General features: G+C 35.1%; 10 protein-coding genes and 2 pseudogenes. 1 reads left to right on the forward strand and 11 read right to left on the reverse strand.

Going from position 1 to position 14658, the window contains the following annotated elements; all coding sequences use genetic code 11:
• Positions 1 to 8: 8 nt before the first annotated feature.
• The 8 genes from SRT_RS06385 to cps2T form a co-directional block, all read right to left on the reverse strand.
• The gene (locus tag SRT_RS06385; RefSeq protein ID WP_161940034.1) at positions 9 to 1298 is read right to left on the reverse strand and encodes a hypothetical protein; all 1290 of its coding nucleotides are present in this window, start codon (positions 1296 to 1298) and stop codon (positions 9 to 11) included.
• A gap of 62 nt (positions 1299 to 1360) precedes the next feature.
• Positions 1361 to 3901 (reverse strand): LTA synthase family protein, encoded by a 2541-nt coding sequence (locus SRT_RS06390; protein ID WP_128833467.1) that lies wholly within the window; start codon positions 3899 to 3901, stop codon positions 1361 to 1363.
• Positions 3898 to 5649 (reverse strand): rhamnan synthesis F family protein, encoded by a 1752-nt coding sequence (locus SRT_RS06395; RefSeq protein WP_128833468.1) that lies wholly within the window; start codon positions 5647 to 5649, stop codon positions 3898 to 3900. The genes SRT_RS06390 and SRT_RS06395 overlap by 4 nt, the downstream gene beginning before the upstream one ends.
• Positions 5646 to 7064: a glycosyltransferase gene (locus tag SRT_RS06400; protein ID WP_128833469.1), complete on the reverse strand. Its 1419-nt coding sequence runs from the start codon at positions 7062 to 7064 to the stop codon at positions 5646 to 5648. The genes SRT_RS06395 and SRT_RS06400 overlap by 4 nt, the downstream gene beginning before the upstream one ends.
• Before the next feature lie 23 nt (positions 7065 to 7087).
• Positions 7088 to 8308 (reverse strand): ABC transporter ATP-binding protein, encoded by a 1221-nt coding sequence (locus SRT_RS06405; RefSeq protein WP_128833470.1) that lies wholly within the window; start codon positions 8306 to 8308, stop codon positions 7088 to 7090.
• Entirely contained in the window at positions 8308 to 9117 is an 810-nt protein-coding gene (locus tag SRT_RS06410; RefSeq protein WP_128833471.1) for an ABC transporter permease, read from the reverse strand. The genes SRT_RS06405 and SRT_RS06410 overlap by 1 nt, the downstream gene beginning before the upstream one ends.
• A complete protein-coding gene (locus SRT_RS06415) occupies positions 9117 to 10052 on the reverse strand; it encodes a glycosyltransferase family 2 protein (RefSeq protein WP_128833472.1) in 936 nt (311 codons plus the stop codon). The genes SRT_RS06410 and SRT_RS06415 overlap by 1 nt, the downstream gene beginning before the upstream one ends.
• Positions 10042 to 11196 (reverse strand): beta 1-4 rhamnosyltransferase Cps2T, encoded by a 1155-nt coding sequence (cps2T, locus tag SRT_RS06420; protein ID WP_128833473.1) that lies wholly within the window; start codon positions 11194 to 11196, stop codon positions 10042 to 10044. The genes SRT_RS06415 and cps2T overlap by 11 nt, the downstream gene beginning before the upstream one ends.
• Positions 11197 to 11383: 187 nt before the next feature.
• Here cps2T and SRT_RS06425 point away from each other — a divergent pair.
• Positions 11384 to 12336 (forward strand): annotated as a pseudogene (locus SRT_RS06425) (DDE-type integrase/transposase/recombinase).
• 101 nt (positions 12337 to 12437) lie between these two features.
• Here the strand turns inward: SRT_RS06425 and rfbD are convergent.
• From rfbD to SRT_RS06440, 3 genes and pseudogenes are all read right to left on the reverse strand, one after another.
• Entirely contained in the window at positions 12438 to 13292 is an 855-nt protein-coding gene (rfbD, locus tag SRT_RS06430) for a dTDP-4-dehydrorhamnose reductase (protein ID WP_002284381.1), read from the reverse strand.
• A 56-nt stretch (positions 13293 to 13348) separates the two neighbouring features.
• Positions 13349 to 14275 (reverse strand): annotated as a pseudogene (locus tag SRT_RS06435) (glycosyltransferase family 2 protein).
• Between the two features lie 44 nt (positions 14276 to 14319).
• Positions 14320 to 14655: a metal-sulfur cluster assembly factor gene (locus SRT_RS06440; RefSeq protein ID WP_002261973.1), complete on the reverse strand. Its 336-nt coding sequence runs from the start codon at positions 14653 to 14655 to the stop codon at positions 14320 to 14322.
• Positions 14656 to 14658: the final 3 nt, after the last annotated feature.

Raw genomic sequence — 14658 nt, forward strand, 5'->3', positions numbered from 1 at the left:
CTTGAAAATTAATAATTGGAATTAAACTTTCCTTCTTGCCATTTCACCTTTTCTTTAAGTAAGGGATACCCCTCTTTCCAAAGAAGTAAAATTACAATGAAGACGGCAAAAAGTAATGGAATATAAGTTCTGAGTTGAGAAGCATAAATAGTTGGCGACAAAGAGACTAACATCCTTGAAGCATATCCTGCGATCAAGATAATCACGGCCAGCAAACCCTTTATTTTTTCTTCAAATAAGTAAAAGATAACAACAGCTATTATTAATAGTAAAGCCGTATAAATAATCAATGGATATAAGTTTTCTTTAATACTAAAATAAAGATGGTTTTTCCTTGCATTTTGAGTATCAATAATTTTTTGTATTGCTGTAAATAAATTACTGATACCTAGCTTATTTATAATGAGTGTATACACTATAAAGCTTATAGCAACTGTTGAGAAAAATTGTTTTTTTAGAAGAGATAGAATAATAATTATAAGCAATAGCATAAAGAAAATATTTAATTCTGCTGTTACAAAAAGAATTCTGTTTGTTTCCAAATAACCTTTTAGAATTTTCGTTATTAGAGATAATTTATTAAAATTGGGATACCAAGTAGCAATCTCTTGCGAGAGACGACTGTCAGAACCTGGAGAAAAGAATGCTGATATGAAACCTAATAAAGAAACACCAAATGCTCCTAAATATTTCATATTAATTTTTTGATTTCTAACAAATTCTGATATAAGAAGAAAACCTATAATAAGAAATCCTAAAACAGTGAACTGTTCTTGCATAAAAGCAAAACTAATAGCAATAAACGCTAACAATACAGAGAAGTTATTTCTCTGATTTAATAAATACCATCCAATTACTAGGGCAAACATAGGGAATAAGTAATTCGTTACTGTAGGAATTAAACCAGCACTCGTAAAAAGCACTCCGGGAAAAATAATGATAAAAATTATTGGAAGACTATAATTTATATATAGATAGCCCTTTTCAGGAAGAATAATCTGCTTCAAAGCATATAAGAAGAGAAAGGTTAAACTTAATAAAGAAAGATCAAAAATGATATAATGATGTCCTGACATAAACATCGTTACTGATTCAATAAGCAACCTACTTGACCAAGTTTGATAGCGATAAATGGCATACTCAAAGAAACCATGTTTACTTAATTCATGCGCAAAGGCCGTTTGATCTCCTGCATCATTAATATATACTATCAGCTCTAATGTAAAAATAATACTGACAATAAAATAAAATAACAATAGGCGGTAATGATTCTTAATAAAACTTATTACTTTTTCCATAAATACTCTCCTTCTATTATTAGCATTGAAATTTCTCATAAGTATTTTTCATAAAGAAATATTTATCGAATGTTAAAGAATCCTTTATAGTCTCTGATATATCCCTTTCCTACAGTTATATCATATTGTATAAGTTTCAAATCGTTAGCAATTTCTTTTTGTTCTTTAGTAAGTTTTCCATGACCAACAGTAGTATTATTTAAAACTTCTGTTAATAGAGCATAATAAGGCGAAACTTTTGAATTGGTATGTTCTAGAAGTTCAGCTGTAAAATCACTAGAATTAACATAAGAATGATTCAAAGTCTTGGTTTTATAATTACTCCAAATAAAGTAATCTGTTTGATATTGGCTGTCCGGATCTTTTTTAAAAGCACTTTCAGGATACAAACCAGGTAAATGATCCCCATAAAAAACAACTGTTACTTTGTGTTTCAACTGCGAAAGCTGATCTAAAAAATCTTTCGTTTCTTTATCTGTATAGGTCAGCAATCGTGCATAACTAGATAAAGAACCATTTTCATCTTTTGTATAACCCTTACCAGTAGCAACCACATCACTTGGCTCATCCGATGCCCAAGGCACATGATTTTGCATTGTCATTACAGAGAAAAATTGACTTTGAGAAGGATTAATCTTATCTAAAATATTCTGATAAGTTGTTTTATCACTAACATTAAGTCCTACTTTTTCAGAATGAGTAATTTTGTCACTGGTTCCACTGGAAGCAACAAAAGTCGGAAATTTTAATTTATCATAAACATATTTTCTAGAATAATTTGAAGCCGAAGATGGGTGAATAACAACTCGATTTTTTGATTTAAACTGATTGCTGATGGAAGGAAAAACAGACATATCAGGAACAACCTCGGTATAGAGAGTTGAAACCGAAGAATTAAAATTATAGTATGGCAAACCAGTTAATGATTGAAATTCCATATTGGCAGTACCGCCGCCATAACCATCTGAATGCATCAATCCGCTAGTTGTTTTTTCTTTAATCTGTTTAATATTAGGAATAACATCACGGCTAAGGCTAACTCCTTGAACACGATCAGGATCCGAAAAACTTTCACTTAAAATATAGATAACTGTTTGATTTGAAATATTTTCTGTTCGAACCTTATTGATTTTATGAGCTACATTATTATATTTCTTAGCTAATTTAAGAATACGCTCTTTACTGTAATCTGACGGTTTATCCATAATAGACTTGGTTACCTGCTTTGTCCAAACATACATCAGAGATTTATAACTAGCATTCGAATAAAAGCCTTGATAGCCTATATCAACCCAATTATTAACCTGAGATACTACAGGAATCCCATTTACAATTTTGCTGCCTTTCTCATTTCTAAATATGATAAAAATACTAAACCCAAGAAGGCAAATAGAAGAGATAAGCCCTGCTTTTAACCGATGATTTTCCGTAATCTTTCCTTGCAGCAAACGTTTTCTAAGGAACAAATATAACAGAATCAAAGCAGCTAAAATTAATAGAGTACTAAAAATAATATTAGCATTAACAGAACGTGCTAACAATCTTATATTAGTAACCCATGCAAAATCTGTCACTAGCAGAGGTTCATTACGCATACCTACCTTAAGGACATTAACGACAGTAACAATTGATCCTAAAATAACAATTAGAAAAGTTACAAGTAGATAGCGATTAATGATCAAGTATAAGAAAAAACCAGCTGCTGTCAATACCAATATCTGGTAAGCAGTCGCTCCCGGAACAATATACTTACCTAATAAATCAGCATCATTTTTTAAGCCATATTGAAAAGTATAGTTAAAGATAGTGGCAAATAAAAGACTGGAAACAAAGGCTAGAGAGAGATTGGGACGATTCAATTTGATAGAACGATAAGCGTTAAAACAAGCTTCTACAATCACACTGAACAAGATCAATGTTAGCAGAGTATAAAGAAATAAAAGGCTTTCATAGGCAAGAGGTTTGTGGTAATAAGCCCTTAATGATTCCTGTAAAAGTTTAACATAAAGCGTATCACTAAGAATAAAAGAAACAATTAATCCAGTTAGAAGAAATTCAGTTTCAGAAAAGTTCTCTAAAAGTAGAGTCATTTTCCGAGACAAATGCGATCTCTTCATTTTTACTCTTATAAGATAATTCAAAGCAAGTGTGCAAACAATAATTAAAACGAAAGTCGGTAAAAAATAAGGCTGAAAGAAATGATTTTTTGTCAAATTCCAAATTTCAAATGTTTCATTATTTAACTCTCTGGTAACAGCCAAAAAATAAGACACCACTATATAAATACCGTATCCTAACAACAGTTTGATAAAAAATGATTTTTTTAAATTTTTAGATACATAGAGTGACAGACCTAAAATTGAGAGGACATAAATAACAAGACAAACTCCCCCGATAATTTTAAAATGGCTAGGCAATGCTTCCCAATGCCCTATCATAATATCAAAATTTTTCGAAATGACTTTGAAAGACAAAGATGAATTTGCTCTACGTCCTATTAAAAGATCATAATTTCTTAATGTGATATTAAGTGCAAAAATAAAAATGAAAATAAGTAATTTTTGCTTTCCAAGCATATCCCATAATTTTTTCAATTGTTTCATGACTTTATTTTTTGCAAGGAACGTTTAAGGATATATTTGACAGCTCTAGCTGGGCCAATGAAAATATATTTAAAAGCTCCTCTTATTCCTCCCATATGGTTAAAATCAACAAAGGTATTCGGTGCTGAATTTCCTCGTTCATTCAATAGTTTATTATCTATGAAGGGTGTTAAATCCACTGGATTTTTAGAAATTCTAAAATCGTAATGCTCATTCCAAGCAATATAGATCAGTAAACGCTCAATAGCATGTAAAATAGAATTTTGCGGCAAAGGTTCCTCAGGCACATCATCATCTGTCAGATTTAGATCAAAGAGCGGTTTTAAGGCATCATATTTAAACCAAACAAAAGTACCATAACTCATGACAAAAGTGTGAAAAGCATTGAAATCAATCGCTTTGGTCATTCCCATTTTTTGCCATAATGTATTCATCTCAGGTGCAATCAAATGTTCATTCCAAGCATCAACAATTTTATTATAGCGAAAGAAAGTCGGTATATCAGCAATAACCAAGCCAATTTTCGGGTTTTGCTGCAATTGCGCTAAAATATTGTCTGCTGGTTTAACCAACATGTCAATTAATTCTTCCCGCCAAGACTGGCCAGCCCAAAAATCCGCTTCTTTTGACTTTTTAGTGTGAAAATGACCAATAACATCATAGGCAGCTAGATAATTCTTTAATTTTAACATAGGAAGAACATCACGCCCAATATTGCCTGTCACGAAAACTTGAGCTTCTTGACTGTTGGCTGCTAGGATTTCTTCAATTTCAGCTTTCTTATCATCACTGTCTGTCGTTATAAATAAATCATAAGAAAAATGAAATTGCTTAAATGCTGTTAAGAACTCTTCCAGCAGATCCACATAAAACACATGGAGATGAACCGCAACCTTTTGATTCTTTAAATCAACTGCTTCTTCTTCCTTAATGTATTTATGTCCCAACAAATAACGAAAGTCAGGATAATTGATTTCTGACATGTGCGAAACAATTAGGTCAATTGGATAAACTGATTTATTTTGAATGGCATTTAGCAAATATGGAGTGATCGATTGATTATTGTCAATCGCTTTAACCTTGATAAAGGGCACCCTATGATTCAAAATAGCTGTTGGATTGTAGTAAGAGAAATCTGCATGCAGCATATGCGAAGCATCTTCTTTGGTTGTGTCAAATATAACACTATACTTAAAACCTGCATCCAGAAGTGCCGTCGTCACCTGAGTTTCATAATCATCAATGACACGCTGGACATCTGTATGATTTTGGACATTCTCCCAAAAATCATGAAAGGCATTTGATTGAATAACAGCTTTTTTAAAAGTAATAAAGTAACTTTGAATATGTTCCTTAAACTGCTTAGTTGCACGATTATTGGTCAATCCCCAAAAATCAACCTCATCTTGCTTTTCATAAGACAGGTAATACTCCTTAACATCCCACAAAGGTCCAAAGCAAGTATCGTTCATAACAGTGACAATATCATAAGAATCAAGATTGTCAAAGCCAATGTGATTCATCCCATCACGCCAAGCCGCAAAATCAAAACCGATATTTTCTCTCTGTACAAAATCATCCATCAAATTTTGATTACGCAGCTTGTCTTGATCCTCCTGAGATAGGTGGCTATTTGTGATGAAAACTACTCTTGAAAATAAGGGGCGCATTTGTGTTAGTTGGTAGTAAACATGGGAACTCACACGATTATATTTATTAAAATGCACATACAAAAGCAGTCTTTTCATTTCTTTCTCCTGAATAAGTTAATAATTTTTGTAGGAATTGTCCACCGGCGCGAATGGGTGACCGCATTATAACGGACAACCATCTCCTCCAACTCGGTTTTATAGTGGTCACGCTCCTGTAGGGCTTGTTGGTAATCAGCCTTGTAAGGTTTTAAAGTATATAATTCTTTTCTATAGCCTATAATGTCTTGCGATAAAATTTTAGCAATGTAATCTTCTGACTCAATATCATCCACATTAAACATGACATAAAACAGGTTAAAAGATTTATCTTTAATAGAGGAAATATCATAAATAAGTTGGGGATCCTTATCTTTGAACATGACGTAAGTTCCAATTAAATCTCCATTTGACAAGTTCGGTAAAATTTCCGTTCCAAATTCATTAGCAGTTAAGGCAACTCTACGATAGAAACTTGGTAATTCTGATAAATCAATTCTTAAGGTCACCGTACTATCCGGCACCTCAAACTGAATATCATCTTGGTAATGTAAAGGAAAAGTAAGGGTATTTTCTTGAGAAAATTCTTGTCCCTCGCTGGTAAAATAAATCGTGACCTGTTGTGAATCCACTTTTGAATGGATAACATCTTGTTGAGATAAGTTTTTTTCAAAACTATTATCACGTTCCAATAGGATGCGTAGAATTTCTTTGTAATTTGTATTGGGGTATTTATCTAAATAATAAAATTGGGTTTTTAAAAGGCGGTCAAAACGACTTTGCAGAGCTTCAAAGCTTTGCGGACGTGAGTCTGAGCCTTCATTGACGCGGTATGCCACTGTCGTTTCAGGCAAGAAAGTAAAGTTAGTATGCTTAAATAAGTCTAGTTGGATATTAAATGTATCATCAGCTGTATCAATATCTTCGTCCAACATATCATTGACCATCAGCATAAGATTACGTTCAACAAGCCAAGTTGAAGGTGCTGTAAAACCACGTGTAGCAATCATTTTTTCATAGGAATCAGCAATTTCAATGACATGGTTAGAAAAAACATCCGTTGAAGTTGTGAACCCATCACTGTCTACAAAATTGATATCTGTTCCACACCATTTTGACGTTTGCTCTTTTTCTAAAAGATTGACTTGTTTAATCAACTTATGATCATCAAGCCAATAATCATCTCCATCGCAGCGAGCAATGTACTGACCTCTAGCAGCTAAACACGCCTTTTTCCATGTTTCAGTAACCCCTAAATTTTTTTCATTATAAAGAGGAATAATTTTATCCTGATGATCTTCTGCGAAATTCTCTATAATTTCCCTAGAATTGTCTGTCGAAGCATCATCAATAATAATAACTTCAAAATCAGTATCTTTTTGTACAAGGAGACTGTCAATCGTTTGAGCCAGCCATTTCCCCTTATTATAAACAGTACAAACAATAGAAACTGTCGCAGAATTTTTAAAAGACATATCTTATTCCTTTCTTAGCAAGTCTATTCAGATAAAATATCCCATTTCCCATTTCTTTGGATAATTCCAGAAGCAGAATCCACAGCAGATAAGTCATCCAAAGAAATATCATCACGATTAATGACAATAATCGGTGCATTTGCCGTATTTGCAAATGCGAGCATTTCTTTGGACTTCCCTAAAATAGTAACCTGAAGTTTCAGCTTAATATCATTAACATTTGGGATTAAACAAGTGTAGCGATAACTTTTATGACCACTGCCTTTTGTTGGGATATCCCAAGCATTATCATTGTAAATCCAGATATTTCTATCAATATCGGTTAATGAGAAGACAATATGAGTCTCTGTATCATCTAAAACATCATAAGAAATTTCAAAGGCAATATCTTCTTTTGGAGTCATTTGAGATTTAGAAAGTAGCTTCACTTCAAGATTCTCAACTTTAATGACTTCTTCTTTTTCTTCCTCTACAGCTTCACTGTCAGCATTATCAATCGGTACTGCATTATCAAAACTATATTGATTGGCAACATCGTCTGGCTCACCAATTGCTTTTATCAAACCATCATCTATTAAAACAGCTTTATTACAATATTTCTTGACTGCGGCCATATCGTGCGTTACCAAGATAGTAGTCTTGCCACTATTCTTTCTTTCCAAAAAGTAATCATTACATTTACGCTGAAAGGCCTCATCACCAACCGCCAAAACTTCATCAAGAATGAGGACATCCCCTTGCGCTTTTATGGCAACAGAGAAGGCAAGACGCACCTGCATTCCACTAGAATAGTTTTTCAGCTTTTGATTCATGAAATCTTGAAGTTCTGCGAAATCAACAATATCCTGATACATAGCATCTACTTCTTCAGTTGTGAAACCAAGCATAGCCCCATTCATATAAACATTTTCACGGCCAGTCAGCTCTGGATTAAAACCGACACCGAGTTCAATAAAAGAAACTAATTTCCCATCTACAGTAACTTTCCCTTGTTCAGGAACATAAATTTGAGAAATGATTTTTAAAAGTGTTGATTTACCAGAACCATTTCGGCCTACAATACCAAAAAAGTCTCCTTTTTCAACTTCGAAATCAATATCTCGCAGAACATGCTGTTTCTTATAACCTTTAATCCCTTTAAAACGATTAACTAAGGCAGTTCTTAAACTTTGAGTACTTTCAACAGGTAACTTAAAATACTTACTGACATGGTCAACTTTGACTGCAATATTATTTTTTGTCATTAGATAATCTCCGCAAATTTCTTAGCATTATAATTGAAAACAAGAAAACCGATAATAAACACGAAAATAGGCACAAGATATGGAATGGCAGCAATAGATTTATGATTAATCATCTGCCAAATAGTAACATTAGCTGGATCAATCAAAATGTGCCGCATATCCTGAATAATTTGAGCAATTGGACTCAATAAAAGAAGCTTAGCACCTACAACACTGCGAGTAGCAATATAAGTCAAAGAATAAATAATCGGTGTTCCATAGAACCCCCCTTGCAAAATAACTTCCCAAACAGGACCAATGTCACGATATCTCACATAAAGCGTTGATAAAATAAAGGCAATCCCTGTTGAGAAGAGCAAGAGCTCAAGGAAAAGCGGAATCAACAAAAGTAAATTCCATCTAAAAGTAAAAGTTACACCATTTAAAAGGGCAAAGATCAAAACAACAATTACATTAATACCAAAATTAATAGCAGCTCCAGAGACTGCTGAAAAAACAATCGTCTGCTTCGAAAAATTAAGCTTACGCAGTAAATCGCCACGCGTTACAACAGAAACCATACCCATCATGGTTGTTTCTTGGAAAAATGTCCAAATGACGTTTCCTAACAGGAGGGCAACTGGCCAGTGAGGCACATCGCCCCCTAAAGGTAAGAAACGCACAAAGACAATGTACATGATAGCAAACAGCATCAAAGGCTTCAAAATTGACCAAAGGTAGCCAATAGCACTTCCTTGATAACGAAGTTTAAAATCAGTCTTGATAAGTTCTTTTAATAGAATACGATTTTTACGACTAAAGAAGTCCATTATTTTCTCCTATAACCAAATTTAGTAATAATCAATGTCTTAAAAACAAAAGTATGAAAGACACGATTCTTAGCAAAGCCATATTGTTTGAGCCATTTAATCCGATTTAAAAATGACTGGTCCAACAAAGTCACATAAGCTTGAATAACAGCTTTATTAGCTGCCGGTAAATCCAATTCCAATAAATGACTGGCTTGCTGCTGACTAGATGATATTAACCACCAGTATTTTTTCACCAAACGATGGGGACGCAGCCAATTTTTCAAACGTTTAGACCAAGTTCTAGCTCCCAAAACATTGCTTTCATGCTGGCGGTATAATTCTGTGGTCTCATTTAGATAAATCAATTTGCCTAGACTGGCAGCAAGGAGCGCTAAATACCAATCATGCATAATCAAATCATCATAACACTGCTTCCACTGTTTAGCTAGACAATGATTAACCATCATAGTCCCACCAGTGACTGTATTTTCTGTTAATTCCTCAAGTAAACGCGTATTAGCATGATGAGACTGTGTTTTGATCATGCTATCATGCAAAACCTGCAAATCTCTATCTACTACTTTCAAATCTGTATAAACCATCAAAGGGATTTGATGGTTTTCTTTTTCAGCACTTGCCAGAGTTAATTCCAGCTTTTGCGGCAGCCAAACATCATCTTGATCGCTAAAAAAATAGTAATCGGCCCTTTCATATTTTAGTAAGGTATAGAAATTTTTGATGACGCCCAAATTTTCTCGTTTATCAGCATTGATAAAACGAATCCGCGCATCAGACTTAGCAAAGTCTGCAATAATTTTAGGAGTTTCATCACTAGAACCATCGTCGCGAATAAGCAAATTCCAATTTTCAAAGGTTTGTTTTTGAATGCTTTGAATTTGTTGGGCGATGAATTCCTGACCATTGTAGGTGGACATTAAAATATTAACTTTCATGTAAGAACAAGTCCTCGTACTCTTCTACAATTTTCTCCCAAGTATAGTAATTTACAATAATTTCCTTAGCTCTTTGTCCATACTCTGCAAAATTTTCCTGCTTATCAAATTGATTGATCAACTGAGCAAGACTTCCATTATCCTGAGTCCAATACCGTGCAGCGTCCGATGCTACTGTATAATTGAATTCAGTAATCAAGACAAGATTCAAGTCCGTATGGGCTAAAGCCTCAAGCAAACCGGGATTAGTCCCTCCAACCTCGTGACCGTGAATATAAGCAAAAGCTTGTTCACGAATATAAGTTAAAAGAGGACGATCATAAACTGTTCCAACAAATTTAATACGCTTATCCTTATCAAATCCAGTTTTTTGTCGTAAATCTTCAAAATAGACATTACCTTCATAATTGCAAATAATAACCAAATCACGCTCACTTGACGACGTCATGAACTCACGAATAGCTGTTTCATAGTTATTCTCAGGAACAAAGCGCCCTACAATAAGGTAATATCCTTTATCTTTAATAGCCCATTTTTTATAAAAGTCTTTAACCTTGGAATCGTTTTTTGAGAGCCCTGACGGTGATAAATCCGTTCCATAGGCAATAAAAGTCGTCTTTGCCCAAGGATACATTTGTTTGATGTAGCATTCAATTCCAGTATTATCAGAAATAACTAAATCAGCTTTTTTGGTCATACATTTTTCAGCATATTTAAGATAGGCTTGTACTGGATGTGACCATTTAGAACGCTGCCATTCCAAACCATCTGGATTAATGTAAAATCGTCCGCCTATGCGCTTAATCTTACGAGCAAAAGGCCCCATAAAAGCACCGATTGTATTTCCTAAAATATAAAAAATAGGGTGTTTGATTTTTTGATCCTTGATCAACTTTAAAGCATAGCGAATAGCCATCATATCATAAGCAATGACTCTGGCAGGCCCCAGCTTAGGAGCCTTAATAGTAAAACAATCAACACCTAAATAGGTAAAATGCTTATGCTGATCAGTCTCACTAAGACAGGCCACATGATAAGTTAACTGCTGCGACTGTTTATGTTTAACCAATTCTTCCACGAAAGTCTCAAAACCACCATATTTTGCTGGTAAGCCACGACTTCCTATGATGAATACATGACGCAAACTCTATTCCCCCATTTTATAATACAATACATTGTATTATAGCATATTTTAAAGAATTTTGCGAAAAGAAAAACAGGTTTAAACCTGCCCTTTGTAGCCTTACAATAGATGTGAGACCTAGCTCCCAAAAAAGAAGAAACCTTGATATGATAAGAGTACCACCCACTCATCAAAAAGGAATCTTCTCATGACTAGTATACCACAACCCCTTCGTTATTTGCCACACACCCTTGATACTCGCTACCATGCTGTCAAAACCTATCGTGGTGGCGCTTCTGTTGCCTTCATCTGCCGACGCTATAAGGTCTCCAAAGCTTCCCTTATGAGGTGGAACAAGCGATTTGACGGAACCAAAGCCTCCCTTCAAGACAAGTCTCACAAACCTCTGACACCCCATCCCAAGGCTCATACAGAACAAGAAATAGCCTGGATTAAAAACTGTATCCGAAGAAACCCCCATGCCACTCTCATCGAAATCTTCTACAAGCTCAAATTAAATAAGGGCTATGACAGGCATCCCTGCTCACTCTTTCGGGTCTTGAGAAAACTAGACTTCTTCAAACCTGCTAAAACAAAACCAAACCCTATATTCCAAAGCCTTACGATACACCAACCAAACTCGGTATCAAGTGGCAGATGGCTGTCAAATATGTGCCAAAAGACTGCTATACTGGGGCAATGCCTGATAAATTCTACCAATACACCATCATTGACGAGGCCAGTCGAGAACGCTTCATCTTCCCTTTCAAGGAACAATCTTCTCATTCCACCATCCAATTTGTCAAAATGGCCATCCGACACTTTGGCTACAAGCCGAAAATCATACAAACGGACAATGGCTTCGAGTTTACCCATTTCAAGGAAAACAAACACGTTCACCCTCTGGATATTCTCTGTCGTGAACTAAGCATTGAACACAAACTCATCCGACCTAGAACTCCCAGACACAACGGTAAGGTTGAACGAAGCCACAGAAACGACAATAGACGATTCTACCAGCACTTACAATTTTATTCTTATGACGACCTCATCAAACAGATGAAACGCTACCTCTACACTTCAAACAGACTACCCATGCAGACTCTGGGCTGGAAATCTCCTATCGACATGCGAAAAAGCCTATCAGGAGCTAGCTCCTGATAGGCTAGCAAAAAGCTAGTTAGGTTTTATCTTTTTTGGTCTCACATCATTGACAAATGTTCAAAAAAACAGGTTTAAACCTGCCTTTCTTTGCTAAAATGCTATTTTTTGACATCTTGCTTATAAAATTCTTGTAAAGCTTCTTGCCAAGTCGGAATAACAAAACCTGTCGCCTTAGCCTTTGTTAAACTCATAGTTGAATTTAACGGCCGTTTGGCTTTAGCAGGGAACTGACTAGAGTCAACAGGTTTCACGACAACATCGGTATCCTTTAAAATTTCAAGTGCAAAATCATACCAAGTCGTATCCTCGGTTGCATCATTTGATAAATGATAATAACCATATTCTTTTTGATTTTCAGCCAGATAAGTCATAAATTCAGCTAAAGTTCGTGTCCAAGTCGGACGACCATGCTGATCATTAACAACCGTTAAACTGTTATGACTTTTAGCAAGATGTTGCATGGTAAAAACAAAATTTTTACCATAATTACCAAATACCCAAGCTGTACGAATGATGTAAAAGTTCTTAACGTATTTTTCAACTGCTTCTTCACCTAAACGCTTTGTCCGACCATACTCAGTTTTGGGATCTGGCTTATCATCCACTTCCCATTCTTGACCAACTGGCTTTTCACCATCAAACACATAATCAGTTGAAATGTAAACCAAAGTTGCATTATATTTCTCACAGGCCTTGGCAATGTTTTCAGTTCCTGTCACATTGATAGCATAATCCAGCTCTTTACCTTCATCTTCTGCAGCATCAACTGCTGTATAGGCTGCGCAATGGTAGACAAGACTCGGTTTAACCTGTAAAAAGACTTCGTCCACTTTTTCAGCTTTTGTAATATCCATCTCTGCAACATCAACAGCCACATAATCTTCATTACGTTCATCAAGTAAATAGCGGAGCTCTGTTCCGAGTTGACCATTGGCACCAGTTATAAGAATCATCTTGATTTCTCCTTTAATTGTAATCTTCTTTATTCTAACAAAAAAAGAGTGGAATATCACCCTTTTTCTTTAACAATATAAATGGGGCGCTTTTTAGTTTCTAAGAAAATCTTAGCGATATAATTGCCGATAATTCCCAAAGCGAGCAGCTGCAATCCGCCGATAAAGAGGATAATAGAAATAGTTGAAGCCCATCCCTGTACGGCATCACCAAAATTAAACGGCGAACAATAATAAAAGCGATACAAAAATAGAAAAGACAGAAGCAATACTCCCTGCCCATGTAGCCAATTTCAATGGGACTTCTGAAAAGTTGATGAATCCATCAATAGAATAGCGCAGTAATTTTAAAAATGACCAAGACGTTTGACCTGCCACACGCTCACGATTTTCATAAGAAATATAAATCACATCATATCCTACCCAAGAAAAAAGCCCTTTGGAAAAACGATTCACTTCTCCGAGTTCTAAGATGCTGTTGACGACCTGCCGAGTCATCAAACGGAAATCACGAGCGCCATCAACCATTTCTGTATCAGAAATTTTATTGATAAGCCAATAAAAACTTTTAGAGAAAAAAGAGCGAATAACAGGTTCTCCCTTACGATTAGCCCGACGAGTCCCTACCATATCATAACCTTCTTTAATTTTAGTATACATGGTTTCTAAAAGCTCTGGTGGATCTTGCAAATCCACATCCATCACTGTAACCAAATCGCCCGTTGATGCTTCCAAACCAGCTAAAAGTGCAGCTTCCTTCCCAAAATTACGTGAAAAAGAAATGTAATGCACATTAGTAAACTTAATACTCAACTGACGTAAAAGCTTCAAGGTGTTGTCCTCGGATCCATCATTAATGAAGCAATAATCAAATACTAAATCATCCCTCATACTTTTCTCAATAGCTTGTATCGCTTTTAAAAAAGGAATAATTGTTTTTCTTCATTGTAACAAGGCACAATAATTGATAATCTTTTTTTCATACTAATAGCAACAAAAGGAAATGTGATCCTCCCTCTTTCTTCTATTACCTGATACCCAGAGCAATACGGGCATAACGACTCATTTTATCCACTGTCCAAGCTGGTGACCAAACAAGTTTTACATCAATATCCAAAACCTCTGGAACATCTTTGAGAGCATCGTGGATTTGATCAGTAAGTAAATCTGCTAATGGGCAGCCCATCGTTGTTAATGTCATATCAATTTCAGTACGGCCCGAATCTTCAAAACGAATATCATAGATAAGACCTAGATTAACGATATCAATACCCAATTCTGGATCAATAACCATTTCCAAAGCTTCAAGGATTCTATCTTTAATCTTAGCAATTTCTTCGGGAGTATAGTTTTTATCTGCCATAGC

Source organism: Streptococcus troglodytae (assembly GCF_002355215.1).
Lineage (GTDB): Bacteria > Bacillota > Bacilli > Lactobacillales > Streptococcaceae > Streptococcus > Streptococcus troglodytae.

Coding starts and splice junctions, on each gene's coding strand:
- rfbD (WP_002284381.1), bottom strand. CDS start 13,292: ATGATTCTTATAACTGGTGCCAATGGTCAACTCGGAACAGAGCTCCGC.
- SRT_RS06385 (WP_161940034.1), bottom strand. CDS start 1,298: ATGGAAAAAGTAATAAGTTTTATTAAGAATCATTACCGCCTATTGTTA.
- SRT_RS06410 (WP_128833471.1), bottom strand. CDS start 9,117: ATGGACTTCTTTAGTCGTAAAAATCGTATTCTATTAAAAGAACTTATC.
- SRT_RS06400 (WP_128833469.1), bottom strand. CDS start 7,064: ATGTCTTTTAAAAATTCTGCGACAGTTTCTATTGTTTGTACTGTTTAT.
- SRT_RS06440 (WP_002261973.1), bottom strand. CDS start 14,655: ATGGCAGATAAAAACTATACTCCCGAAGAAATTGCTAAGATTAAAGAT.
- SRT_RS06415 (WP_128833472.1), bottom strand. CDS start 10,052: ATGAAAGTTAATATTTTAATGTCCACCTACAATGGTCAGGAATTCATC.
- SRT_RS06395 (WP_128833468.1), bottom strand. CDS start 5,649: ATGAAAAGACTGCTTTTGTATGTGCATTTTAATAAATATAATCGTGTG.
- SRT_RS06390 (WP_128833467.1), bottom strand. CDS start 3,901: ATGAAACAATTGAAAAAATTATGGGATATGCTTGGAAAGCAAAAATTA.
- SRT_RS06405 (WP_128833470.1), bottom strand. CDS start 8,308: ATGACAAAAAATAATATTGCAGTCAAAGTTGACCATGTCAGTAAGTAT.